Source organism: uncultured Parasphingorhabdus sp. (assembly GCF_963975735.1).
Classification (GTDB): Bacteria; Pseudomonadota; Alphaproteobacteria; order Sphingomonadales; family Sphingomonadaceae; genus Parasphingorhabdus.
Genome location: NZ_CAXBIA010000014.1, coordinates 42,101 through 65,443 on the forward strand (window position 1 = coordinate 42,101; position 23,343 = coordinate 65,443).

Below are 23,343 nucleotides of genomic sequence, written 5' to 3' on the forward strand. Positions count from 1 at the left end.
ACACTATTGGTCTGTTCTAAGTGTGGACTTTTGTTCGTCCGCCGTCAATGTTGAGATGCGCTGATCAGCCAAGATTTCGGGTGCTATTTGGCTTGTCATATTTGGGCGGGATTGAACGCTGGCAAGAACGGATGATGTATCATCCGCGATAATACGCGATGGCGGTTTTATCGGGAGGTTAATTTCGAATATTTCTTCTTCGGGACTCAGGGCAATTCTATCCATCATCGGGAAAAGGTCGTTATCGTCCAGTTGGACGTTCTGCACGAACGCCTGTCGTCGGCCCCATGAGCCCTTCCAGCGATAAAAAATATGCGAGCCGACTTTAACGATCTTGTTCAGTGATGGTGCCCAGTAAGGCATGACATAATTTGCATGATAATGCGTGGACATTCCGACACTTGGCTCCACGGCTCCTGAAATGGCTCCGATTGCGATGAGCCTAGCCTGCTCCCAACTATTTCGAGCAGGCCGACGAGCGAGACTGCCGTCGCACGTAAAACTGAACTGACAGCCGGTACGGCGTTCCGAGCCCTGATAAACTACTCCGCAAATTGAATTGGGAAATGCGGGATGACGAACCCTGTTAAGAATAACCTGGGCAACACCCCGTTTTCCTTGGCTAGTTTCATTACCTGCTTCATAATAAATCGCAGAGGACAGGCAATTAATCGCATTTCGACGTTCAATCGGCAGCAACTGGCTGGATGGCAAGACTAACGGTAGTGCCCGTTCGATTGGCGCATCCGAAAATGGCAGCTCGTCATTTTCTTCTTCCGCCTGTTCAGCAGTTATCGGCTTGTACAATTGCAGTTCCGGGTTCGGAGGCGGGGCGTATTCTCTATTGGCGGTTGTAACTGGCATCTTGCCGTGTCCAGTAGTAGGGCCAGCGTGCCCCAACAGGAAATATAACGCGGTGCCAATTCCTGCTGCAGCTAGAAGTAATCCCGTCACAGTGATCAAGCGTAGCCGAATATTTTGACCTTGCCGGCTCATATTCTCTTCCAATGTAAACAAGGTTTGATGATAAGAACACTTACACCATTCCGGCGATTAACAACAAAAGGATCCCAAATGTTCCGGATTGAGACATGATAGAAACATAGTCTAACATCAGCCATTGGCAACAGGTATGACGTGATCTATTGGGAAGGCCTCAAGGAGGGGGTATTTTTGAATAACGATATAGCCAATGCGCCCGTCCGCGGCGACAAAATTTTTTCGCCAGACAAGATTCCGGGTGGGTGGTCGTTTCAATCCGTGATATTGTTGCTCGGCCTTATTGTGTTTTGTGTGCCAACCATGAAATTTGTCATCGAGCAATCTTGGAGCGGAGAAGAGGGCGCACACGGCCCCATCGTGCTGGCCACGGGAATATGGCTGTTGTTGCGCAGGTGGAAAGTGTCAAAAACTTCCGTTCAAGCGCCTTCTATGCCGCTCGTATGGCTACTGCTCGCAATTTTCGTCCCTCTGCAAATCTTCGCCAGAATCACCCAGATTGTCGAGGTCGAGGGGTATCTGATGTATGCAACGATGCTGATAGTCCTCTACAGTATTGTCGGTATGGAAGTGATGAAGCGGCTCTGGTTTCCGATCTTTTATCTGGCCTTTATTTTCCCACCGCCGGAAACGATTGTCGCACTGGCTACAGTGCCAATGAAAATATGGTTATCGAAGGCGGCTATCGGTTTTCTTCAGCTGTTTGGCTACCCGATAGGCGGGGAAGGGGTTAGAATCTACATCGGCCAATATGAATTGCTTGTTGCCGCCGCATGTTCGGGGATCAACTCCATTATTTCTTTGTCAGCAATCTCCCTATTTTATATCTATATGCGTCATCAGGCAGATTGGCGTTATTCCCTGTTGCTGGTATTTTTGATCGTACCCGTTGCGCTGGTGGCAAATTTTTTCCGAGTACTGATTTTGATCTTGTTGACCTATCATGCTGGTGAAGCAACGGCCCAGGGCTTTCTGCACAATTTTGCCGGAATTGCGATGTTCGCGATAGCATTATTGACGATATTTGCCGCCGATGAAATTTTGAAGCCCATTTGGGATCGATATATCGTGAAATCGAAGGCGGCCGATCATTATGGATAAGGGAAAATCGAAGCAGGGCAATCAGACCGGTCGTGTCAATCGTCGCTATGTTATCATCGGAGCGATATTGGCAAGTGCTTCAGCGATTGCCTATACGCGGCAGCCGGAGGTTGCAGAACCCGTGGTCGAGGCGGAAGCGTTTGACAAGCTTGTGCCTAAGGCTTTCGGAAATTGGATGTCATTGTCACAGGGCGAAGTTGTATTGCCGCCGCCTGATGCGTTGCAAGATCGGCTATATGATAATTTGGTAACACGTGTTTACGCAAAGTCCGGGTCCCCGCCCGTGATGATGTTGCTTGCGTATAACAACGAACAGGATGGTGTGTTGCAGGTCCACAGGCCCGAGGTATGCTATCCTGTCGGAGGCTTCCAGCTCAGCGAAACGCGCCAAATCGGGATCGCTGGAGCGGGAAGGTCAATTCCTGCAAATATTTTCACCGCAAAGTCACCTCGGCGGACTGAACACGTTGTTTATTTCACCCGCCTTGGCAATGCATTCCCACGCTCTTGGAGCGAACAGCGAATTTCGGTGATGCGGGCAAATCTGGCTGGAGATATCCCTGATGGCATGATGATGCGCGTCTCTGTGTTGGGGGTCGACCAGCAAAAAGCGTTGCCGATTTTAACTGAATTTACCCGCGAATTTATCGAAGCATCACCCCGCCACTTGCAAAAATTGCTCATCGGCTGAATTGCTTAAGGAGATCAATATGTTCCATCAACGTTATCTATATGGGGCCTTGTGCTTCACCCTTCTTTTGGCCGGTTGTGAGAAGGAGCCCGAGGGTCAGGTTGCGGCTGTTGTAAATGGGGAAGAGATAACCCTTCAGGAGATAAATGCCGAAGTTGGTGATGCAAATATTCCCGAAGGCATCGACAAGGAAGTGATCCAGAAAGCCGCATTGTCGCGAATTGTAGAACGTCGGCTATTGGCACAATCTGCTCGCGAAGAAGATTTGGACAAGACTCCGGAATATTTGATCCGGCGTCGCCAGCTTGAAGATTCACTGTTGGTCCAGTTGCTAGGAAAAAGGGCGGAGCGAACCCTTCGGGTGCCTGATCAACAGGCCGTGGACAAATATATGGCTGAGAACCCGTCCATGTTCGCCGGGAGAAAGGTCTTTACGATTGATCGGATCCAGTTCCCTCTTCCGGGTAATATGGAGCAGCTAAAATCGTTGGAAGACGACCACTCTATGACGGATGTAGCGGCCAAGTTAGACAAATTAGGTATCAAGTATCAGCGCGGGGCTGCAAAGATGGATTCTGCTCAACTAGGCCAAAAGCGCCTTGATCAGATCAAAGCACTTCCTGAAGGTGAACCTTTTGTCATTCCAGAAAATGGTATGGTTACAGTAGCCGTTATAACGGGTGAAAGCCCAGTCTCTGCTGAGGGCGCCGATATGGGCCCAATGGCTATGCAGGCGATGCGAAATCAAGAACTGGCGAAGGCTTTGCAAGAGCGGTTGAAGCAAGCGCGGGCAAAGGGAGATATAAAATACCAACCCCAATTTGCGCCTTCTTCAGATGAAGAGAAGAAGTCCGAGAAAGCTCCCGCTAAATAGATTCAAGTGTAAGGTTGCTCCGATTATTCGCGATTTTAAAGCGGACGAGGGATTTGTCCTTGGCGGATCCGATCAAAGGGCGAGCTAGCTTCAAGCTCGATCGGGTCTGCATATTGGCGGCAGATTGTGTGAAAAATTGAGAGGTCTATCACCCCTTAATATTCAGGGGCCAAAGTTTGTCTTGGATTGCTCAATTTGAGCAAAACTAGTGCTGCGGATGGAACTTCCGCAGATAGGTGAGACATGCAATGGCGACCACTCCGATGCCGGACAATTCCAGAATTGAGTTCCATCGCCAACCTAATATTTTGTCTCCGAGAAAATGGTCTACATGATGAAGGGATGCAGCACGAAGGACAACAAATGCTCCTAGGCAGAAAAATCCGAACAGCGCGATCTGAACCCGAGCATCTGTTTTTCGCAGCAGCCATAAGATCCCCACGCCAACGGCAAGGGCAACAATACCCAACCCTTCGATAAAGAACAGTTGATAGATTCTGCGATTATCATACCAGCCCTGCAGCTTGGCGATCACGCGAGCGACTTCTGTAAACAGCGATTGTAAATCTAACTGTTTGTTTATACCAAACAAGATTAGCGAAATTGAGGCCGCGAACCAAAAATACTGTTCCAGATTAGCGGCTGTCCTAATATCGATCGATCTTGCGTTGGCAGTCATTGCGGCACGGTAGCAGAGGATGGCGGTCACAAAATATGCAAACACGGTGAACCAGCCTATTTGGGTAGGATCGCCAATTCCGGGTTCCCAATTGATCGTCATGAAATACTGCTCTGGAATGATGATATCGGTTTTATACCCAAGTACTTATCAGCTTAACTTACAGATAGCCATGCATACAGAGGAATTCCGATGAGACTGCTTTTCGCCCTGCCAGGGTTTCACAAATATGACCGCGGCGCGGAAGTTGCTCTGATGTCTGTCGCAGAAGCATTGGCTGCGTCCGGTGATGAGGTCACTTTGATGGGTTCAGGTGAAGCGCGTCCCGGAACTTCCTACCGTTTCCAACATGTCGATGCCGTTGCGCGAGAACGTTTTGAAAAATGGCCTCATTTTCCGCCGTTGCGCAGCGAAACGTCATGGGAGGACGCCAGTTTTTCGGCAAACTTGCTCCGTTCCTATGATCCATCTGCATATGACGCGGTCGTTACCTGTTCATTTCCTTTCACTCATTGGGCGTTGCGCAGGCCTGCTCGGAAAAAGCCGCTGCAGATATTTGTTACTCAAAATGGCGATTGGCCAGCTATTGAAAACCGGTCTGAATATCGCTCATTTTCCTGTGATGGCCTGGTTTGCACCAATCCGGATTATTACGATCGCAACAGGTCAACATGGAATTGCGCGCTGATCCCCAATGGCGTGGATCTCGCTCAATTTAAACCCGGTCCCGGAGACCGCGCCCGTTTCGGTTTCCCGGCCGACAAGCGAATTGTTCTTATAGTCAGCGCTTTTATCGAGAGCAAGCGGGTGCTGGACGGAATAAGGGCAGTGTCGACAATGGACGATGCCTATCTGGTCGTTGCAGGCGATGGTCCCTTGCGCGATGAAGCACAGAAACTGGCGGATAGGCTCATGCCAAACAGATTCCAACGGATAAGTCTGACCGCTCAGGAAATGCCCGCTCTGTACCAATCTGCTGATGCTTTTCTGCATTTATCTTTGCTGGAATCTTTCGGGAATGTGTTTCTTGAAGCTTGGGCGACGGGACTGCCGATCATTGCGCATGATACCGAAAGATTGCGGTGGATCTTGGGCGACTATGGCAATCTCTGCGATACTGAAGACACGCCCGCGCTGGCGAATACAATAACGGAGGCGCTAACGTCAGACCGGGTCAATAAAATTGATGGTATTGAAAGGTTTGCATGGTCAACCATCGCACAGGAGTACAGAAACTTTATCTGCGGCTTGCAGAAAAGCGCCCTATCCGTTCTTTAACCTCTGGAAATAGCTGATTGTCTTTTCAAGGCCTTCTCGTAGATTCTGCTCGGGCTCCCATCCCAGTTGTGATCTTGCTAGCGAGATATCCGGCTGGCGCTGTGTGGGGTCGTCCGATGGTAACGGCTGTTCGACAAGCATAGATTTCGCTCCGGTCATTTCGATGACCGTTTCTGCAAGTTGCCGTATCGTGAATTCCACTGGGTTGCCTAGATTGACAGGGCCAGTAAATCCTTCTGGACTGTCCATCAATCGCATGAGGCCGTCGACGAGATCGTCAACATAGCAAAAGCTGCGCGTCTGGGAGCCGTCGCCGTAAATAGTGATATCATCGCCCGCGAGCGCCTGCATGATAAAATTGGAAACTACCCGGCCGTCTGATGGGTGCATCCGCGGGCCATAGGTGTTAAAAATGCGTGCAACCTTTATGTTGAGATCATGCTGACGATGATAATCGAAAAACAGCGTCTCCGCGCATCGCTTGCCTTCGTCGTAGCAAGACCTTATTCCGATTGGATTGACATTCCCCCAATAAGCTTCGGTTTGGGGATGTTGCGTTGGATCCCCGTAGACTTCGCTAGTTGAAGCTTGGAGAATCGGAGCTTTGATGCGTTTGGCTAGCCCTAGCATGTTAATTGAGCCGATCACGGATACCTTCGTCGTCTGAACGGGGTCATGCTGGTAGTGGATCGGGGATGCGGGGCAGGCGAGATTGAATATTGCATCGACTTCAACGAACAGCGGAAAGCATATGTCATGGCGTAGAAATTCAAACCGGGGATGGTCTAGAAGATGGGCGATATTGGCTTTCGCCCCCGTGAACAAGTTGTCCACGCAGAGTACTTCGTCGCCTCGCTCGATCAAGCGATCAATAAGATGGGAACCCACAAAGCCAGCGCCGCCCGTAACTAATACTCGCCGAGCTGAAAAATATTCGCGCGCCATAGACTTCTCCCGAGAAAATTTGCCTGTATTAGCCGAAGAGAATGCGTGCGCAAGTCCGTCTATGCTTTTAATCTCGCAATCGACAGTCTGGCGCAAGTATACACCGCCATATTGCCCGTGCTAGAATGCATGATATGCAATTTGCTCTCATGATTCTTGCCTGGCTGATGGCCATCCCATTGTCGATTATATTAATCTATCTGACGGCTGAGATTGCATCGGGACTAACGCGGTCCGGTAAAGACGCTGCCCCTGTGATGTCGGGAAATTGGTCAGGCGTTATACTCGTGCCGGCGCATAACGAAGCTTCAGGCATTGCTGCGACCGTTGAAGCACTGCAATTTAGTGCGCCGGATTGCAGGATATTGGTGGTTGCGGATAACTGCACTGATGAAACCGCCAGTCTCGCACGGACGGCAGGGGCTGAGACGATAAGCCGGTCGGATCCCGATCATCGTGGAAAAGGATTTGCGCTCGCCTATGGCCGAGACTTTTTGGCCAAGGCCCCACCGGATGCCGTTGTCGTCATTGACGCGGATTGTCGCCTGTCGGAGGGTAGCGTAGCGAGACTGGTTGAGAAGGCAGTGACGAGCGGCGAGCCGGTGCAATCTGTCAATCTGCTGGAACGAACGGTGACTACCTCGCCGCTCGTGGATATTTCCAATTTTGCAATGCTAGTTAAAAATTTGGTTCGCGCGCGGGGACTTGCGCGGATGGGCGGCGGCGTTTTGCTTTTTGGTACAGGCATGGCGTTCCCGTGGAAATTATTTGCGCGGCTCGATCTTGCTACTTCAAATGCAGTCGAAGACATTGAGCTAGGCCTGGCTCTCGCAAGGCGGGGCGTTAAGGTCTCGTTCGAAGATGGTGCGCTGGTTACCAGCCCGGCAGCATCTATTGCCGACAGTAAAGGGCAGCGGAGTCGGTGGGAGCACGGTTTTCTCCAAGCTGCCGCGCACAATGGCTTGCCACTGTTGTTTTCAGGGCTGCGCCAGCGCTCGAGGCATCTTGTCGCCATAGGCGCTCATATGCTCGTTCCACCACTTGCCATGTTGATGCTGTTGTCGATCTTCATGTTGCTTGGTGTAAGCATTATTGCGTTTTGGTCCGGATATTACGCACCTTTATTGGTTCTTTTGGTGAGTTTTTTCGGCGCTGTAACGCTATTACTCGTTGCGTGGTGGAAAGAAGGGCGCGACGTTATCACCTATAAATCGCTTATGCGGTTTCCCTTCTACATTATGTGGAAAATACCTATCTATCTCGGTTTTTTTACTTCTCGCCAGACCGGCTGGAACAGGACGCGTCGGGATGGGGAAAAACCCTGAGCTATTTTCGCTTCAACTTTTTCCATCGCCACCAGATTGGGAATATCTTCGGCCCTTCAACCAAATAGCGACGCCAAAGCCGGCGCGGTTCGCTGCCTAGACGATAGAGCCATTCCAATCCCGTGCGCTGCATCCAGCGGGGCGCCCGGCGCTTTGCGCCGGTCAGAAATTCTAGTGATGCACCGATGCACAATGCGACACCTGTCGCTTTGCCGCGTAAGGCAATCTCGCGGCAAGTTATCTCACTTTGCGGGGCACCGATTGCGAAAAAAACCATATCGGCCTTTTTGTCCTCGATAAATTCTGCAATTGTAATGCGGGCAGCGAGATTTCGGCGGATCCCCATTGGCGGCTCATGAAAAACCCACTCGTAGTCGGGATAAAGTGTCTGCAGCTTTTTGTGGAGCAATGAACCGCCACCTATCATCGCTACTCGCCAATTTTTTCTTCCCGTTCGCAACAATTCACGCGTCAGGTCGCTTCCTGGAACCGCATCAAGATTAATACCGGATCGTTTTGCCAGAAAGGAAAGGATGCGGCTGTCACAAATGATCATGTCGGCGCCTTGGTAGGCCTCTATCAGCGAACTGTCGGTCGATTTGTCCAATTGCACGATGTGATCGACATTGGGGGTTACCACATAAAAATAACCGCTCTGTTTTTCCAACTGCCGAATTTGGTAAACAGCCATGTTCTCGTCTATAATATTGAAGTCCAGCCCGAAAAATTCGACCGTATTTTGATCTACCTCAGAACTCATTATTGGTGCCGGCAAAGGTTTGTTCATCGGATCACAAATCTGCCAAACAGGCCATTCGGGGCAAGCTGACCGGGTAGCAGATCGATCCCGTATCGGGTCGCTGAGTCCTCGAGGCCCCTTTTCGCTTCGGCTACGCAATCCGATTTTGTCTTGGTGCAAATCTCGCTGTACAGTCGCCAGCCGCTGGTAAGGGCAGGAGCCAATCGTGTTAACCGTTTGGCAGTCGCAATGGCTTCTCGATCCTTTCCTTCGGCAATCAACCATTCTGCAAAGGTGCGTGCTAACGGCTCATTTTGCTTGTTGGCATCTATTCCTTGGCGGAAAACTCTGCGAGCATTGACCTGGTCGCCAAGCTGTGAATATGCTTTTGCTGCGGATGCCCAACTCTTGATATTGTCCGGGCATTCCGAGGCGGCTCTCTGCGCGGATAGAAGCGCAGCTTTGACCTTTCCCGCATTCAACTGAAGCTGGGCCTGTGTTTCCAGCGATGCACAATTCGTCTTATCGAAAGCCAAGATCGAATCTAGCAGGGTTCTGGCCCGGGCATCATTGCCCGTTAACATGGCGATGTTCGCAAGTTCTGCATCCACTTTCGGACCCGTCAAGCCCTCAAGAAGTTGGGTTGCCGTCGTGTCGTTTCCGGAATTCGCAAAATGCCGGGCTGCCGCGATCCGTGCTTGTGGTTTAGCGGTTTGAACAATCCGGCTTACAAAATCTCGATCAAGCCGGGACACTGAATATTCGCGCCACAGGTCAACGGCAGAACGAATAATTTCCAAAGATGTCTTTTCATTGGCCAATATCGCTGCAACAATCGCTGTAGCTTCTTTTCTTTTACCGGTTTTGTAGCGGAAATTGGCTTCGTCAATACGGATAGACATGTCATCCGGCTGTAATTTTCGCAATTCTGAAAATTGCTTTTCCATCTCCGCGGCATTGCGAAGTTCCCGATTTACTTCCAACCGGGTTAGGGAAATTGCCGTTGTGTTAGGATATAGAGTCAAATGCTGATCAAGGATATGTTGCGCTTCTTCCGGCTTGCCTTCCAAAAACGCGGCGCGCGCTTTTAGAGCGATGGCGCCCTCATTCGCTGGATTGATGGCCAGTAATTTAATGGCATAGGCGTCCGCATTCCCAAAATCACGCTTTAGCAACGCATGCAGTCCGCGCACCAGAAGCGCATTTGGATCATTCGGATTGAGTAAAAGCAGTTTGTCCGTAGCCTCAAGGGATTCACGCCAGCGTCCGATTTGCAAACCGATCTGGGAGACGGCTTGTAACGCCTCCTGATTCGTTGCATCTAGCGACAGAGCTTCGCTGAACGCAGTGAACGCATTTTCATTGGCGTCTGCAGCATATTCTATCCTGCCGCGGAGAATTTGATATTCCGGGACATCATCCTGCAGATAAACTGCTTTTTCAATCGCGATTCGCGCTTCTGCGATTCTATTCTGTCCAAGATAAGACTGCGCTTGTGCCGATTTCTTAGCGGCTTCTTCTTGTGAGCTGGTACACGCAGCCAACGACGCAACGGATATAAGCAGCATAATCACGCATGCGTATTTCGCCAGATAGCGATAAAGGTAAATGGTATAGCAAAACAACATACGGTGTCTTATAGAGCCCCAAGAACACGTGTCGACTGAAGTTAGGATATTCTGAATCTATGACCCGAATATGGTATATGCTCGCGTTTGCGCTGACTGGATCCTTATCTTCGCAGGCTATGGCACAAGCAGGATCGCCGCCAGCCTCTGTTAGTGCTTCGGCGTATCGGATAAATGCTGGCGATGAACTGTCAATCTATGTCTGGGGGGAAGAGCGTCTGCAGCGGACAGCGAAGGTGTTGCCTGATGGGACGATCGCGTTTCCTCTGGTTGGCCAGATTGTAGCGCAAGGACATCTTCCTTCCGAAATTGAAACTTTGATAAGTACCGGCCTCAGGGATCAATATCGGGGAGAAGTTCCTCAGGTAACTGTATCCGTCATTTCTCCAAGTGGAATGCAATTCTCTGTAATGGGGCGAGTTAACTCCCCCGGTACATTTACGCCGGGTCGCTATGTGAATGTGCTGGAAGCCCTCAGCATGGCTGGCGGACCCAATGAATTTGCCAGTCTGGATAATATTTTGATTATTAGGAAGGTCGGCGACCAGCTCGATAGCTTCCGGGTTCGGCTAGCACCGTTATTCAAGGTCGGTGCGGACGCCAATGACATCGCGCGTGCGAATATTCAACCGCTCAAGACCGGCGACACGGTGATTGTTCCATGACCTACCGATCATGCAATGATGTGCGCTTGGAACTATCTGTATTATTGGTGGCGGCAGCGGCCTGTTCGTTCCCCGCGACCGTACGTGCACAGGCAAATGAACCGCGATTGACTATCGATTTATCCTTTGGGGGCGTAGCCGACAGCAATCCCTTTCTCCTGACGAATGGAGATTCGTCCGCCGCCGCTACGGTCAAGATCGAGCCAAAGGTTATTTGGGAGAATGAAAGTTCAAGCGCGATAATTGACAGTAGTTTTCGCTTATCACAATATACGAACAGATATGGCCGCGATGAAGCCGCCCGCATTGGGGCGCAGGCCCGCACACAGGTGGATGAACGAACCTCCGTGTCCACTCGCGCCGGCTTTCAATCTTCGCGCTCTACATTGCAGGACTCGTTCTTTCTAAACCCGTCAGATCCATTCGATCCCGGTTTTGTTCCAGAGGTGCCGTTAACTGACGTAACCGTCGCTGGCCGCCGGGTTCGGGTAAATACTTTTGATGCATCTGCCGGCATTAACCATGTTTTGAGTCCCTCTGCTTCTATAAGTTTCTCAGCCGTGACGTCATATTCAAAATTCAGCGATGGTGTAGGATCGGATTATCGCACCGGGTTTGGAAATCTGCAATATAGCCGTCGATTGTCAGAGCGGACTTCGGTTTCGGCATCGGTAAGTGCAGGAATAGCGGACTATATAGGCAGCAGCATCGGCGATGCTACGATTGTCAGTCCCCAATTTGGCGTCGAGCATCAACTAAGCGAGCGTGTTTCCTTGAATGCCAGCGCTGGCGTATCTTATGCATCTATCGACGATGGTGCCGGCGATAGAAACGGCCGTACCTATATTTCGGGACAATTTTCGCTCTGTGATCGAGATGTCAGAAGTTCTATTTGTGGATCGATGTCACGGAGCGCCGAGCCCACTGCTCTTGGTGGTATTAGCGCGGTGACCAGCGTCGCAATCAATTATGATTTACAGCTCAGCCTGAAAGATCGTTTTGCAGTTTCCGGTCGATATGGCCGAACGGATCGTAGTAGCGATCCATTATTTTCCAACACCCGTGGGAAAAGCGAGATTTACGGGGCGCAGGCAGTTTATACTCGATATCTCAGCGATCGAGTATCTTTCGACATTATGCCCAGTTTCACCAAAATTTATGAACCCTTGGTGGATCGCGATCCCAATTATTCGATCATGGCGTCAATTAAAATTCGGTTTGGGAAGTTGCGCTAATGGAATATCCGGCGTTTGATATGCCTGAATCGGATCAGGCTTCCGCGAATAATTTGATTGAGCAGTTACCGATTATATTATGGCAACGTAGATGGTGGATTATCGTGCCCACTATTTTGGGTATAGTTGCTGCAATTGCCGCCATTTTGCTTATCCCCTCTGTCTATCGGTCCAATGCGATCATGCTTGTGGAATCGCCACAATTACCGAGTGATGTGATCGGGACTGACGATTTTGATATCATCGACCGCAGAGTCGCGCGGATCCGCCAGCAAATTACAAGCCGTCCAGATCTTATCGCATTAATCGAGCAATATGGACTTTATACTTCGGAACGTCGGTCCAAACCGCTTTCCGAAGTCATTGAGAATATGCGGGAAGCGATTAGCCTTACGCCGGCAGAAGCCAATATCCCTGGTAGCCGGGCAGATCAGAAGACGATCGCTTTCGAATTGGCGTTCGATTATAGTCAACCCGTTCAAACCCAGGCAGTCGCCCAAGAACTAATGAACCGTATCTTGCAACTGGATGCCAGCGGGAATGTAGAGCAAGCGACCAACACGGTTCAGTTCCTGACCGATCAAGCAGAGGGTCTGGAGGTTCAGATTAACGATCTCCAGGGACAAATAGCCCAGATCAACGCACAGAATGGCGGCGTTCTATCCGGGGGGGCAATGATTCTTAGCGGGAATTCGGGTAGCTATGATGTCCAGATCGCGGCGTTGCAACGCGACAATCAATCTTTGCTTCAGCAAAGAAATATTGCGCAAACCAGTGACACTCGCGATCCCGTGGTTTCCGCTGCAGAGCAACGATTGGCAGCAGCGCGGGCGGTTTATTCCGAAACGCACCCCGATGTAATCATCGCCCGACAAAATTTGGCGCAGGCGCGCGAGCTGGCGAAAAGCAATACCAAAAAAATCCCGGTAGACTCGATTGACGAACAAATCGCCTTTAACAATTCGCAAATTGCTTCCCTGCGCTCTGCAAAAGCCGCCGAATTGGCACAAGTGAGCGCCCGTCTCGCCGCTCAATCGCGAGCGCCGTTAGTGCAGCAGCAGATCGGCGAGCTCCAGCAAAGACTTGCGGCGGTAAATCAGCAATATGATCAGGTCCAAGCTCGATTAATGGCTGCAAAGGCAGGGGTTCGAGCAGAAGACGAGCGTATGTCGGAGCGTCTTTCAGTCGTTGAACCTCCCGTGGTGCCCGACAGTCCAAGTTGGCCGGATCGCCTCATACTGGCGGTTGCCGGTATCGGCGGAGGTTTGGCAATCGGCTTATTTCTGGCTTTCGCAGTGGAATTATTTCTCAGGCCGATCCGCGATCCGTCGGCACTCCAAAAAATTGCCGGAGCGGCTCCGCTAGGGATCATCCCGATGGTCGAGCCCAAGCCTACCCCGAAGAGCGGCGGTGGACGTTTTTCCTTTTTACGCCGATGAAATTGCGATTATTTTAGAAGGCTGTTTATGTCCCAGACCGATACTCCCCAGATGCTCCCCAAAACCCAATTGCAAGTCGAGGAACTGCCAGTTTTTGTTCCCGATCTTGATGCGATGCATGAATATCAGTTTGTTGGGCTGAACAATCGCGACAGCAGGTCTCGGCCATTCCACTTGTTGCGGACCACACTTTCTAAAAGCCTGAAAGAGAAAAACTACCGCTTGGTCGGGATCACCTCAGCCACGCCGGCGGCCGGCAAATCATTCCTTTCCATGAATCTGGCGGCGTCGTTAGCGCAAGTCGCTGATGATCCGGTCTTTCTGGTCGATCTAGACTTGCGCAGGGCATCCCTGGCAAAGGATATTGGATTGGTGGTAGATCGCGGGATTAGCGATTTTTTGAACGGTGACGTGTCGGATTTATCTTCGATCGGCGTTCGTATCGAAGGTTCCGAATTGACATTGTTTCCCACAAAGCGTGTGTCAAATAATACAGCGGAACTGGTGTCAGGCACAAATTTTGATTATTTGATCGACTCTTTGCGTAGTCAGACTGGTCAATCGATAATATTGTTCGATTTGCCTCCGGCCTTTGCGAATGATGATACAATGCTCATCCTTGAGAAACTCGACAGTTATATCATGGTAGTGGATAGCGGAAAAACCAATCGCAGGCAGGTGCAAGAGATGCTTTCCATACTTAATCCCGTGCCTTGCGCCGGTACCATATTGAATCGGTATCGCGGGGGCTTTGGAGACAGTTATGGCTACGGGTACAGCGCATCAAGCTATAAAAAATATTACGATTAATCAGTGATCAAATCTTAGCTGTAATCCGAGTATGCAGTGTCGAGCAGCGCTTGGGTATCTTCTAACGAGACTGTCTTTGGCTCAACGTAGAATAATTTCGAGCGTCCAATAATCTCTGATTTGGCAAGGATTTTTTCCACGATGCTATATTGTGGTCTTGAGACATAGTCATCAAGCAATATTTGTGTAGGCTGCTGATGCTCAATAGCTGCTTTTACAACGCAAAGACAGCAAGCGACCCGGAAGCGTCCGTCGATTAAGACAAAATCGGGAAATCGATCTATTCCTCCTAAAGCAGATGGGCCCATTTCAGGATAGGCTTTCCACCTTTGGATAGCCTTGGTCGTTTTAAAAGTCCACAAGGGAGAGCCCCAGTCCGCCGTGCGCCCGATATCAACTGCAATGATCTTCGTACAATTGCCTTGGGGAAGAGCTGCCCGGACGGATTCGGCGTAGTCTGGATCGCTCTCTACGCTAATAGTTGGCACCTGAGCATCGGCAGCTAATAGTGTCGAACCACCGGCACCATATTCCAGATAAGATTCCGACGAACTTATCCGATTGCGGAACCATTTTTCAGTTTCCGGGTCAAACGCAGGATGGCGTCCCACGGGAGGGTGGGATTGCGGTGCCAGCGTCTTGCGTGCATAATTGCGCAACGCGCGGAACTGAACGACCGATGGTCGCAGGAACGTCTTGATCACCATACGGTTGATTGCCTTATACTATTCTGTATCTACACTAAACAGCTGGTTTGAATTTGTTGCCTAGGACCCGTTGATTGCGTAGTCGACCTTATTCTTATCAATGGTGAAAAACAGATTGACCGTATCGACAATGAAATTACCCCATCTTAACTCGCTATGGGTCGGACCAAGACTCGACTATTTAGAGCGCCTTTGTATTGCTTCGGCAAAGGCAACGGGTCATAATTTCACCCTATGGAGTTACGATCCACAGAATCTCGAGGGCGTCCCGGAGGGCACCAACCTCCGCGACGCTGCAGAAGTGATGCCTCAGGAGAGGCTCTTGCATTATCGAGATAGTGGATCAGTCGCGCTTGGCGCAAACTTGTGGCGGATCGAGATGCTCGCCAAAAACCTCGGATGCTGGGTTGATATGGACTTTATATTCCTCAAACCCTTCGATTTTGAATCGGATTACCTTTTTGGATGGGAGTATGAAAACTGGGTCAATAATGCGGTCCTTTTGGCACCAGCTGATTCGCAAATGGTCGATGATCTGCAATCCATACCGAGGACTAATATGTGCCCGCCCTGGTGGGGGCCCAAAAACCGTCTGAAATTTTACTGGCGTCGGTTCCGCGAGGCGCCAATTGAGCTCGAAGATTATCCGTGGGGTACCTTTAGCGCAGGTCTCGTGACGCACGTCATCAAACGTAACAAATTGAAGGAAAAGGCACAGGAACCGGACGTTTTCTATCCTGTCCGATGGAAAGATGCGCGAAAACTATATGAGCCCGCGGCAGTGGTCGAGGCGATGCTGACCGATAGAACGCACGCAGTCCACATGTGGCATTCCCGTCTTGAGGGCCTGAAAGACCGGCCGCCGCCACCGGGCACATTTATCGATAAAATGTGCAAACGATACGATGTGAGTCCGGATTGACCCTAGACGATATTATTCTTATCCACTCTCGTAGCGGATTGGCTCCTACAAGTTCCAATGACCAGAACAGAGGGCGGATATGTTAGTTTCGCTTTGCATAATTGCGATGAACGAACGCGATTCCATGTCCGGATTAATCCGCAGCGTCGCTTCGCAGACGGTGATTTCGGAAGATATTGAGCTCGAGTTTGTGATCATCACCAACGGCTGCACAGACGATACAGCCGAAGTCGCGCAAACTGCTCTGGAAGAGCATTTCAGTGCTACTGGGGTCCGCCTTTGCGTCCATGATACGCCCGACGCCGGGAAGGCCCGGTCCTGGAATCTTGCCGTTCATTCGGTATGTGATTCCGCTTCGGATATCCTTGTATTCATGGATGCCGATATTGAGTTAGTCGATTCCGATGTCCTCTGCGAACTCATCCTGAAATTGACGTCCGATAAGCGGTTGTCTGCGGTTTCGGGCTGGCCAGTGAAGGATATTGACAAAAAGGCCCGTAAAACGTTCATTGATCGTTTTTCATTGAAGATTTCAGCTCAGACACCGGCACCCAATTCAATCAATGGATCGCTTTATGCCGGCTGGGCAACCGAACTACGAAAAGTCTGGCTTCCTGTTCCGACACCGGGAGAAGATGGATTTCTGTCAGCCATGCTGCATACCGAAGGTTTTACTCAACCAGCACAGCTTGAGCGTATCCAGAGGCTGGAGCGGCCCACCCATTATTTTGAAGCGCATTCGATATCAGGATTTTTCCATCATGAGCGGCGCATGACGATCGGCACGACGATCAACGGCTGGCTCTGCGAAAAATTCTGGGCAGAAAAGCACTCCAGACATGTTGGTCGAACAATCCGTGATAGCAACAAGAATGACCCGCAATGGGTGAACAATATTGTCGCCAGCAATGTTGCGGGAAAGGCCTGGGCCTTGCCCTCCCGGTTATTGACTTGGCGCCTTTATAATCTTTGTAGCGTCGGCTTCACAAAGGCCGTCGGTAGAGCGCCATTTTCGATCCTCGCAACGCTGCTCAACATTTGGCCATGTGTGCAGGCGAACCGGGCATTGAAAAGACGGGGATCGGCCGGTATCTGGTAAGCGGAGCGCTTAAAGTGTGCGACTATTTTCGCCGGGCAGACCTGATCAGATTGATGAACGTTCTCAAGACTGGAAGGCGATCATACCAGCGCAAAGTGGCGATGTCGCTGCGCGATGCTCTCTGGCCTGCCAAGGGCGGTACGGCGAAGTGGGTTACTACGTCCGGATATGCGCGGCGGAACCAGACGTAGGCGGCATCTATTGGTGGATGAATACCTTCACAGCGGAGTTGTGCAAGATATTTGCTAACAGCTTTGGCGCAATCTTTGGAAAAGCCCATCATATGGGCGCCCATTATATCGCTACTCTGTAGATTATTGGGTTGCGCAGCGTTGTGACCGCCATAGAAAATACCGCAATCTTCCGGAACCTGATACGCTTCGGCACCCGGGATGAAATCACAATCATCCTCGAGGATCAACAGCGATTGGCCGCTTTCCGCTGCTTCACGCAATAACTGTTTCTGACTTTCATAGACACCGCGAGCGCCGATCGAAGTAAATGGCCCGGCGTCATTGGGTCTAATTGCAGCAAAATAGTCAATTCTAGGATCGCCGAGCAGCCCCATATTTGCCAGTTCACGATCCATTTCGCGCCGCCGGTCCGAACGGTTGGGTAAATTGATTATCCTGATCCGGTCAAAATTGTCGAAAACGCGCATGAATATTCTTACCTGCGGATGAAACTGATGTTCGCGATGCAGAATGGAAGCTTCGCCCTGCTTTGCCAATAATACCAGTAAATTTCAATAACAAACCCCGCGACAGGTGCATGCCAGCACTTTCCATTTCACACTATGCTACATGTTAACGTAACACGCTGTATTTATTTCCTTTCTATGCATCTCCGTGGCGATGCCCTGCTTTTAAATGCAAACGCTAAGCCCATCAATATTGTACCGAGATGCCGGTCCGAGAACAGGGCCTGTTATCGTCTACGAGATCCAGTTCGCTTATGCGCGATTGGAAGTAACCCTGACCAGAACGTTAGAAATAGGCTGGGGGTTGTCGGCTACATAATAAGCGGGTGTGCGTTGGCTTCACCTGTAAAAGCTTATCCCGCCGTCGCACATCATCAGGCAGGTTCGGTCCGAGAAAACCGGGAAATCACGATCATTTGCGCGTCAGTATTCTACCGGCCTGTACCATAATGAAACAATATTTGTAAAATATTCTAACTACGGGCAGTGATCGTGCAAGTCACTGGACTCATGATTAAAAAATCCTTATCAGTGTCACCAAGTCGCAAGCTTATTTCTATTGACCAGCGGAAAATATTTACGCGAAATATGGCCTTAATATAAGGGCAAAATGGTTTCACATGCGGGTGTGCCTGCAATTTTGCAAAGGATTGAATATGCGTTCTATTTCATTCACGACAGTGGCGGTTGCTGCTGCACTGGCTGCCGCGCCATCATATGCGGCAACGACAGTCGAAACCGCAGCAGGTTTTGCTATTACGGACAATTCGACGAACAGCTCAACGGTGAATGTTGCGGCAACCGGAAATGTCACGGGTATTAGCGTAACGCTGAGCGACTTTGTCCATTCTTATGTTGGCGATCTCATTGCAAGCCTGACCCATGGTGGTGTGACGACGCAATTATTTGCACGGCCAGGCTTTCCTGCAACAACTTTTGGATCTAGCAGTAATCTGGTGGGTACCTACAGTTTCACCGATGGCGGTGGATCATTGTTTCAGACCTTCGCTAACTCCGGAAATACAAATGTAGCGGTCGGTTCATATTCTCCGCTGGACGCCTTTTCGGCATTCAATGGCATGAGTGCCAATGGCGACTGGACACTGACTGTCAGCGATAACGCCGGCGGAGATCAGGGAAGCCTGGGTGGTTTTACCCTGAATGTTAATAGTATTGGTGCCGTGCCCGAGCCGGCGACCTGGGCGCTGCTGCTGCTCGGATTTTTCGGGATTGGCGGAATGATGCGCGCCAAGCCGCGGGTCGCGCGAACCACAGTGAGCTATAGCTAACAACTCAGTCGGTTAATTTCGACAATTAGATATTGGAGGTCTGCCCCCGGTTATCGGAGGCAGGCCTTTTTTGAGCGAGAAGCCCTTGGCCACGCCCGAACCGGCTAGCTTGCTTTAAAGAGCCTTGCCAGTATTTGCGCGGGTATCATGATGTCGAATTCGCTTTTGACGATTGCATTCCCCTGCTCCCCCAGCGTTTCACATAGGCTTTCATCGGAGAAAAGATGGCGGAGCTGGCGTTCCAGATCCGCCCAGTCGGATGGTGTGAACAACAGGCCGGAACGTCCATCCTCTATCAATTCCGGAATGCCTGCCACTCTGCTGGCGATTGCCGCTTTCTGCATCGCCAGTGCTTCGATAAGGACTACGGGGAGGCCTTCCATCAGGCTGGGCAATAGGAAAATGTCGCAATGGCTGATTTCTGTTAGTGTCTCTGCTTCCGGCAGCGCTCCGGTGAACCGGACGCGGTCGCTGAGTGCCAATGCGGCGACTTTTGCGTGGATTTCATCTGCTGATGGCCCGTCGCCGACAATCGTCAGGGAAAAGTCCAATCCTTCAGCTGCTAGACGCGCCAATGTATCCAGAAGGCCGAAATAGCCCTTCTCCGGTGATAGTCGACCGACGCAAAGCAACTTTACGCTGTCGCTTTTGTCAGAGTGTAGGTGTGTCGTTTTGGCTGGTGGTAGACTCGAGAGATCGACCCCGCAGCGGATAATGTGCATCTTGGGCCAATGGCTGGTCGGAACCAGCCGCATCGCCTGCGCCCGCATGAAATAGCTGGCGCAGGCGACAAAGTCCGCTCGCTCCAGTTTTTCCGGGAGTAGCATCCCGGCTGGAAAATCCGTTTCGGAAATTCCGTGCAGGGTAACGCTCCATGGGATCTTGTTAAAATCCGCGGCGATCATTCCCACCGTAGCGCCGCTGTTGGCGAAATGGTTGTGAAGGCGCGTGCAATTTTCTGCGGATAAAAGCCGAGCCAAGCAAATTGCCTCGACGAAATGAAACTGCGACCAGAGAAGGCCGCGTGCACCAGGCTGGCGATGTCGGAGGGACAGAAGCCAACTGGACCCCAATCGTAGCGGGTACTTGAAAAACGCCCGTAATAAAGCTGAGAAATAGTCCAGCAGCGGTCGACCAAGCAGACTTTGCACATCCTCGCCACCGCCCGCTGCTGATTGAACTGTGAAGGGAATAATCTCGATTTCCAACTTCCGCAGTGCTGCAATCTCCCGCCGCACGAAGGTATGTGATGGCGCGAAGTAATCACTGACCAGATAAGCGATTCTGTTCATTTGTAGAAAATCGCTCCTTGCTTGCGTCCGCGCAGACTACCAATGGCAAAGCGCAATATACCGACCGTTTCCGCAATCTTGCCAACAAGCAGGTGCAAGCCTTTGGTAAAACCTTCGCGCATAGCAAGTCTTGTTAGCTGTGTTGCCCAGATCAGGGCAGCAACAGCGAGGCCAGCTGGCCCAAAAATTATTGTGGCCAAAAGCGCTGCAAAAATGACACCAAATGTCCAGAACAGGGCGCTGATTGTTTCGCGTCGGTATAAAATGTCGCGACCGCTCGCTCCGGTTTTTTTCCAGACCTGTGCGTAGCCGAACCCGCTTCTGACGGCGCGTTGCCACCATTGGGCAGTGTGATGCATGTCCGCATCATGCGTGGTCATCGGTGTATCCAGCCGCCATATCCGCCAGCCGGCACCTCGCAGTCTCTGACAAAGTTCCGGTTCTTCTCCCGCGATCATGGAAGGATCGTAGCCACCTACCTGCGAAAAAGCCACTGTACGCACCATCGCATCACCGCCGCACGCTTTGGCCTCGCCAATCGGAGTGTCCCATTCGGCATCGCACATCCGATTGTATATGCTGGCATCGGGGAATCTCTCGCTCCTGCGTCCGCAGACCGCAGCTATGGACCTGTCTGTCGAAAGAAAATCCGCCGCAATCGCAAACCAGTCCGCTTCAAGTTCGCAATCTCCATCAACAAATTGAATATATTCCGTTTCAGGGTGAGCTTGCAACAATGCCTCGACTCCTTCATTTCGCGCCCGAGCGGCAGTGAAGGGCAGAGCCATGTCCAGTTCCACAACCTCCGCGCCAAGGGATTGGGCAAAAGCGACACTATCGTCGGTAGATGCGCTGTCGACATATATTATTGGAATATTCGCCGGGATCGAACGCAGGCAAAGTTTCAACCGTTCCCCCTCATTCCGTCCGATCGCGACAAGGCCGATGATAGGGCGTTGTTCAGCCATGGGGAACTCCCGCCTGTGCAATCCATTCGCCGATTCCCCCGGTCAAGCCGGCCAGCATGGTGAGTTCGCGAAAGACAAGGATCAGGATGCAGAAAACCAGGGTTGCAAGAATATCCTGACGGGTAAAGCCGATACCGATTCTGCGTGTTTGCCATACCAACACCACATAGCGCGCGGCTTCAGCCAATATAAACACCATTAGTGCGGCGTTGATCCCATAATATGAAAGAACGAAGGGTAGTGTGGCTGCGAGGATCGCCAGCTTTGTGCCGTTGCTTAACGCCACTCCAGATGGTTTTCCGACACCCATCATCATTGCATCCGCCATTGCGCCGAGGATGGAAAACCAGGTGCCGATCAGAAGTACCGGCAGGAAAAATCCGGCTGCGCGATATCGATCATCGTAAACAAGGTAAATGAACTGGTCTGCGAGCGCGATTCCTATTGCCAGACCTGTAGCGACAACCAGCAGGGCCGCGAGGCGCATCGGACCGATGGTCCGGCGCAAATCGGCGCCACGCTGAGCGGATGCAGAGATTTTCGGAAAGATAAGCAAATTTCCGAGCCGTTGAAACAACTGCATAATCACGTCCGAAAAAGTGCGGGCAATTCCGTAAACGCCCAGTAATGCAATCGGTATCGCATCGGCAAAATAGAGCCGGTCAAAATTCATCGCGAGGAAGTAAATCAGCGAAGCGGCAAATATCCATTTGCCGAAATGGACAATAGCCTTGGCGGCGGACTTGTCCCATTGCAAGCGGTGGTCTCGCCAGTTGATCAGGAAGAAGCTGGCAATGGTGGATATGGTCGTACTGATGAGCAATCCCGCTACAAGCGCCCAGATTGTCGGTGAATATAGCGCCAAAGCAATTTGTATCAAGGCTCCTGCTACCGCTAGGCTTAAGTCGAAGAGTGCAAGCTTGCGGACTTCAACGCGCTTTTGGAGGAGAAACCGTGCGGGTGATGTAAATCCCGTGAGTATGAAAATAGGTGCCACGATAGGGAGCAAAGCCTGCAGGGAAGCATTCTCATATATGCGCGAGATAGGAATGGTGAGAGCAAGAGCGAGCAGAAACAGAACCAGCCCGCGCACAATCTGAATGGTCCAGGCCGTGTTGTAGAAAGACGGTTCATTGCCACGTGGATTATTGACTATGCTTTGTCCTACGCCAACATCAGTCAGCAACTCGCCACCGGTCCGCAAAGTATTGATCAGCAACATTATCCCGAGAAGTTCAGGTGCCAATAGCCACGCCAAGATGATACTAGTGCCGAGCCTTAGAGCCTGATGAGAGATATATGCGCCGGTGACCCAGCCCGCTAAACCAAAAATAGTTTGTCGGGGCTCAATTAGGCGTCGCAGTGGATTTATTTTTGAGAGTATAATTTTTAGGTGACGCAAACATCGATCCTCACTAGTGAATGTAGTTTGAGCACGAGGGAGCTAATGTGAAGTCGCTTGGACAAGTATTTAGAGCAATTAAGCAAATCCATATAATAAACCTAGAGCAACGGACCGATCGACGCAAAATGATGTTATCAGAACTTTCGCGTCTCGGTCTGGTGGGAGACTCGCGTGTACATTTTTTTCCGGCTATAGCAATGAATACCCCGGGCCCGTTTTTAAAAACTGGATCGCATGGAGCATTTCTTAGTCATCTGGAGATATTGAACAGATGCCGGAACGCAGACGGGCCTATAATGATCCTTCAAGATGATTGCTCATTTTCAAGCAAATTGCGTAAAAATTCGATACCGGAAAATTTTGATATCTTCTATGGCGGCTATAGCGCAGCAGACCGAAATAATGTGGAGACAAGTGACATCGTCGGGGCGCACTGTATGGCCTTTTCTCCTCGAATTATTGGCCCGATCGCAGACTTTCTGAGTGCGGAATACTCCAAAGGCCACCTCGAAAAATAGCCCCTTCCCAACGCGGCCAAAGTTTGATTCAAGGA

At 50.8% G+C, this 23,343-nt stretch carries 23 protein-coding genes; 12 read left to right on the forward strand and 11 right to left on the reverse strand.

Annotated elements, in window-relative coordinates; all coding sequences use genetic code 11:
* Nucleotides 1-3: 3 nt before the first annotated feature.
* Entirely contained in the window at nt 4-1,017 is a 1,014-nt protein-coding gene (locus AACZ86_RS13500; RefSeq protein ID WP_339693381.1) for a cell wall hydrolase, read from the reverse strand.
* 120 nt (nt 1,018-1,137) lie between these two features.
* Here AACZ86_RS13500 and xrtV point away from each other — a divergent pair, with 120 nt between their 5' ends.
* From xrtV to AACZ86_RS13515, 3 genes are read left to right on the forward strand one after another with little or no spacing between them, the layout of a single operon-like run.
* Nucleotides 1,138-2,100 (forward strand): exosortase V, encoded by a 963-nt coding sequence (gene xrtV / locus AACZ86_RS13505; protein ID WP_339693382.1) that lies wholly within the window; start codon nt 1,138-1,140, stop codon nt 2,098-2,100.
* The gene (gene epsI, locus AACZ86_RS13510; protein ID WP_339693383.1) at nt 2,093-2,791 is read left to right on the forward strand and encodes an exosortase-associated protein EpsI, V-type; all 699 of its coding nucleotides are present in this window, start codon (nt 2,093-2,095) and stop codon (nt 2,789-2,791) included. The genes xrtV and epsI overlap by 8 nt, the downstream gene beginning before the upstream one ends.
* Nucleotides 2,792-2,810: 19 nt before the next feature.
* The gene (locus tag AACZ86_RS13515; RefSeq protein WP_339693384.1) at nt 2,811-3,665 is read left to right on the forward strand and encodes a hypothetical protein; all 855 of its coding nucleotides are present in this window, start codon (nt 2,811-2,813) and stop codon (nt 3,663-3,665) included.
* A 205-nt stretch (nt 3,666-3,870) separates the two neighbouring features.
* On the opposite strand, the gene AACZ86_RS13520 is transcribed toward AACZ86_RS13515, so the two are convergent.
* Entirely contained in the window at nt 3,871-4,446 is a 576-nt protein-coding gene (locus AACZ86_RS13520; RefSeq protein WP_339693385.1) for a hypothetical protein, read from the reverse strand.
* A 90-nt stretch (nt 4,447-4,536) separates the two neighbouring features.
* Between AACZ86_RS13520 and AACZ86_RS13525 the strand changes: the two genes are divergently transcribed.
* Nucleotides 4,537-5,622, forward strand: a complete 1,086-nt coding sequence (locus AACZ86_RS13525) for a glycosyltransferase family 4 protein (RefSeq protein WP_339693387.1) — start codon at nt 4,537-4,539, stop codon at nt 5,620-5,622.
* Here the strand turns inward: AACZ86_RS13525 and AACZ86_RS13530 are convergent.
* Nucleotides 5,608-6,567 carry a UDP-glucuronic acid decarboxylase family protein gene (locus AACZ86_RS13530; RefSeq protein ID WP_339693389.1) on the reverse strand — a complete coding sequence of 320 codons (960 nt, stop codon included), beginning with the start codon at nt 6,565-6,567 and terminating at the stop codon, nt 5,608-5,610. The two genes, AACZ86_RS13525 and AACZ86_RS13530, sit on opposite strands and share 15 nt — an antisense overlap.
* A gap of 125 nt (nt 6,568-6,692) precedes the next feature.
* Here AACZ86_RS13530 and AACZ86_RS13535 point away from each other — a divergent pair, with 125 nt between their 5' ends.
* On the forward strand, nt 6,693-7,892 hold the full coding sequence (locus tag AACZ86_RS13535) for a glycosyltransferase family 2 protein (protein WP_339693391.1): 1,200 nt from the start codon (nt 6,693-6,695) through the stop codon (nt 7,890-7,892).
* Between the two features lies 1 nt (nt 7,893).
* Here the strand turns inward: AACZ86_RS13535 and AACZ86_RS13540 are convergent, their stop codons facing one another.
* Both AACZ86_RS13540 and AACZ86_RS13545 read right to left on the reverse strand, forming a co-directional pair.
* Entirely contained in the window at nt 7,894-8,679 is a 786-nt protein-coding gene (locus AACZ86_RS13540; RefSeq protein ID WP_339693393.1) for a WecB/TagA/CpsF family glycosyltransferase, read from the reverse strand.
* Nucleotides 8,676-10,199 (reverse strand): hypothetical protein, encoded by a 1,524-nt coding sequence (locus tag AACZ86_RS13545; RefSeq protein ID WP_339693419.1) that lies wholly within the window; start codon nt 10,197-10,199, stop codon nt 8,676-8,678. The genes AACZ86_RS13540 and AACZ86_RS13545 overlap by 4 nt, the downstream gene beginning before the upstream one ends.
* A gap of 119 nt (nt 10,200-10,318) precedes the next feature.
* On the opposite strand from AACZ86_RS13545, the gene AACZ86_RS13550 reads away from it, so the two are divergent.
* Genes AACZ86_RS13550 through AACZ86_RS13565 form a run of 4 tightly spaced genes read left to right on the forward strand, consistent with a single transcriptional unit; the run spans nt 10,319 to nt 14,408 of the window.
* Nucleotides 10,319-10,924 carry a polysaccharide biosynthesis/export family protein gene (locus AACZ86_RS13550; protein WP_339693394.1) on the forward strand — a complete coding sequence of 202 codons (606 nt, stop codon included), beginning with the start codon at nt 10,319-10,321 and terminating at the stop codon, nt 10,922-10,924.
* Nucleotides 10,921-12,159 (forward strand): hypothetical protein, encoded by a 1,239-nt coding sequence (locus tag AACZ86_RS13555; protein WP_339693396.1) that lies wholly within the window; start codon nt 10,921-10,923, stop codon nt 12,157-12,159. The genes AACZ86_RS13550 and AACZ86_RS13555 overlap by 4 nt, the downstream gene beginning before the upstream one ends.
* Nucleotides 12,159-13,598 (forward strand): Wzz/FepE/Etk N-terminal domain-containing protein, encoded by a 1,440-nt coding sequence (locus tag AACZ86_RS13560; protein WP_339693397.1) that lies wholly within the window; start codon nt 12,159-12,161, stop codon nt 13,596-13,598. The genes AACZ86_RS13555 and AACZ86_RS13560 overlap by 1 nt, the downstream gene beginning before the upstream one ends.
* Nucleotides 13,599-13,625: 27 nt before the next feature.
* A complete protein-coding gene (locus AACZ86_RS13565) occupies nt 13,626-14,408 on the forward strand; it encodes a CpsD/CapB family tyrosine-protein kinase (protein ID WP_339693398.1) in 783 nt (260 codons plus the stop codon).
* A gap of 14 nt (nt 14,409-14,422) precedes the next feature.
* Here AACZ86_RS13565 and AACZ86_RS13570 read toward each other — a convergent pair whose 3' ends face one another.
* Nucleotides 14,423-15,115: a hypothetical protein gene (locus AACZ86_RS13570; RefSeq protein WP_339693400.1), complete on the reverse strand. Its 693-nt coding sequence runs from the start codon at nt 15,113-15,115 to the stop codon at nt 14,423-14,425.
* A 130-nt stretch (nt 15,116-15,245) separates the two neighbouring features.
* Between AACZ86_RS13570 and AACZ86_RS13575 the strand changes: the two genes are divergently transcribed.
* Entirely contained in the window at nt 15,246-16,037 is a 792-nt protein-coding gene (locus AACZ86_RS13575) for a hypothetical protein (RefSeq protein ID WP_339693402.1), read from the forward strand.
* 79 nt (nt 16,038-16,116) lie between these two features.
* Nucleotides 16,117-17,136, forward strand: a complete 1,020-nt coding sequence (locus AACZ86_RS13580; RefSeq protein ID WP_339693403.1) for a glycosyltransferase — start codon at nt 16,117-16,119, stop codon at nt 17,134-17,136.
* A gap of 22 nt (nt 17,137-17,158) precedes the next feature.
* On the opposite strand, the gene AACZ86_RS13585 is transcribed toward AACZ86_RS13580, so the two are convergent.
* Entirely contained in the window at nt 17,159-17,866 is a 708-nt protein-coding gene (locus AACZ86_RS13585; RefSeq protein ID WP_339693405.1) for a hypothetical protein, read from the reverse strand.
* Between the two features lie 596 nt (nt 17,867-18,462).
* On the opposite strand from AACZ86_RS13585, the gene AACZ86_RS13590 reads away from it, so the two are divergent.
* Nucleotides 18,463-19,125, forward strand: coding sequence for a PEPxxWA-CTERM sorting domain-containing protein (locus AACZ86_RS13590; RefSeq protein ID WP_339693407.1), 663 nt, complete (start codon nt 18,463-18,465; stop codon nt 19,123-19,125).
* 104 nt (nt 19,126-19,229) lie between these two features.
* Here the strand turns inward: AACZ86_RS13590 and AACZ86_RS13595 are convergent, their stop codons facing one another.
* The 4 genes from AACZ86_RS13595 to AACZ86_RS13610 all read right to left on the reverse strand — a co-directional run.
* Nucleotides 19,230-20,417 (reverse strand): glycosyltransferase family 4 protein, encoded by a 1,188-nt coding sequence (locus AACZ86_RS13595; RefSeq protein ID WP_339693409.1) that lies wholly within the window; start codon nt 20,415-20,417, stop codon nt 19,230-19,232.
* Nucleotides 20,414-21,385: a glycosyltransferase gene (locus AACZ86_RS13600; protein ID WP_339693410.1), complete on the reverse strand. Its 972-nt coding sequence runs from the start codon at nt 21,383-21,385 to the stop codon at nt 20,414-20,416. Before AACZ86_RS13600 ends, AACZ86_RS13595 begins: the two co-directional genes overlap by 4 nt.
* Complete coding sequence (locus AACZ86_RS13605) at nt 21,378-22,787, reverse strand: oligosaccharide flippase family protein (RefSeq protein WP_339693411.1); 1,410 nt, start codon at nt 22,785-22,787, stop codon at nt 21,378-21,380. Before AACZ86_RS13605 ends, AACZ86_RS13600 begins: the two co-directional genes overlap by 8 nt.
* Before the next feature lie 326 nt (nt 22,788-23,113).
* The coding region (locus AACZ86_RS13610; protein WP_339693413.1) for a hypothetical protein at nt 23,114-23,343 on the reverse strand (230 nt) is incomplete at its 5' end.

Coding starts and splice junctions, on each gene's coding strand:
- epsI (WP_339693383.1), top strand. CDS start 2,093: ATGGATAAGGGAAAATCGAAGCAGGGCAATCAGACCGGTCGTGTCAAT.
- AACZ86_RS13515 (WP_339693384.1), top strand. CDS start 2,811: ATGTTCCATCAACGTTATCTATATGGGGCCTTGTGCTTCACCCTTCTT.
- AACZ86_RS13520 (WP_339693385.1), bottom strand. CDS start 4,446: ATGACGATCAATTGGGAACCCGGAATTGGCGATCCTACCCAAATAGGC.
- AACZ86_RS13525 (WP_339693387.1), top strand. CDS start 4,537: ATGAGACTGCTTTTCGCCCTGCCAGGGTTTCACAAATATGACCGCGGC.
- AACZ86_RS13530 (WP_339693389.1), bottom strand. CDS start 6,567: ATGGCGCGCGAATATTTTTCAGCTCGGCGAGTATTAGTTACGGGCGGC.
- AACZ86_RS13535 (WP_339693391.1), top strand. CDS start 6,693: ATGCATGATATGCAATTTGCTCTCATGATTCTTGCCTGGCTGATGGCC.
- AACZ86_RS13540 (WP_339693393.1), bottom strand. CDS start 8,679: ATGAACAAACCTTTGCCGGCACCAATAATGAGTTCTGAGGTAGATCAA.
- AACZ86_RS13545 (WP_339693419.1), bottom strand. CDS start 10,199: ATGCTGCTTATATCCGTTGCGTCGTTGGCTGCGTGTACCAGCTCACAA.
- AACZ86_RS13550 (WP_339693394.1), top strand. CDS start 10,319: ATGACCCGAATATGGTATATGCTCGCGTTTGCGCTGACTGGATCCTTA.
- AACZ86_RS13555 (WP_339693396.1), top strand. CDS start 10,921: ATGACCTACCGATCATGCAATGATGTGCGCTTGGAACTATCTGTATTA.
- AACZ86_RS13560 (WP_339693397.1), top strand. CDS start 12,159: ATGGAATATCCGGCGTTTGATATGCCTGAATCGGATCAGGCTTCCGCG.
- AACZ86_RS13565 (WP_339693398.1), top strand. CDS start 13,626: ATGTCCCAGACCGATACTCCCCAGATGCTCCCCAAAACCCAATTGCAA.
- AACZ86_RS13570 (WP_339693400.1), bottom strand. CDS start 15,115: ATGGTGATCAAGACGTTCCTGCGACCATCGGTCGTTCAGTTCCGCGCG.
- AACZ86_RS13575 (WP_339693402.1), top strand. CDS start 15,246: ATGAAATTACCCCATCTTAACTCGCTATGGGTCGGACCAAGACTCGAC.
- AACZ86_RS13580 (WP_339693403.1), top strand. CDS start 16,117: ATGTTAGTTTCGCTTTGCATAATTGCGATGAACGAACGCGATTCCATG.
- AACZ86_RS13595 (WP_339693409.1), bottom strand. CDS start 20,417: ATGAACAGAATCGCTTATCTGGTCAGTGATTACTTCGCGCCATCACAT.
- AACZ86_RS13600 (WP_339693410.1), bottom strand. CDS start 21,385: ATGGCTGAACAACGCCCTATCATCGGCCTTGTCGCGATCGGACGGAAT.